Here is a 614-nt window from a genome sequence, read left to right on the forward strand (position 1 = left end):
AGTAATACCCACCACGAACGACGGGATAGCCGCTGACAGCAATTGCGACGAGAAACAGCCCATCCGCAAGCGTCAGTGAGTAGCCGAGAAGGAACGCTACCTCCGGATTCTGTCCGGCAAGAACGAACTCAAAGAGAAGGCCGAGGACGACGAAGCCTGCGCCAATCCATGTTTTGATCGCGCGAGGACTCGTCCAGATCTCCGACGGCGGCACAATGTCCATTTCACTATCTGATTTCCCATTAGAATCACCTTCATTGCCAGCAACCTCGTAACCCGCTCCCTCGATAGCTGCAACCACGTCAGCTTCGGCAGTACGGTCTGGATCATAGGTTACCGTGGCTGTGCCGGTAGTCGGTTGGAGTGTCGTCTCAGTGATTCCGTTGACGCGCTGGAGACTCTTGTCGACTTTCTGTGCACAGGAGGGGCAGTCCATCTCTGGGACAGCAAGACGGACAGATAATTGTCGTCCCTGCCCCGAGTTGCTCGCCTGCCCCGCTGCGTCCAGACCTTCAGTCATCGTCGTAAGATAGGGTGGACAGCTCGATAAGCCTTAGTTGGAATATTCCAAATCCGGACTTCGCATCAAAGCGGCGGCGATGGTTCGTCTGGTA

Annotated in this window: 1 protein-coding gene; it reads right to left on the reverse strand. The window is 55.5% G+C overall.

What is annotated here, in order from left to right:
• Positions 1-520, reverse strand: a 520-nt coding sequence (locus C451_RS01155; protein ID WP_007736751.1) for a cation transporter, incomplete at its 3' end; no start/stop codon positions are given.
• Positions 521-614 lie beyond the last annotated feature (94 nt).

The organism is Halococcus thailandensis JCM 13552 (assembly GCF_000336715.1).
GTDB lineage: Archaea > Halobacteriota > Halobacteria > Halobacteriales > Halococcaceae > Halococcus > Halococcus thailandensis.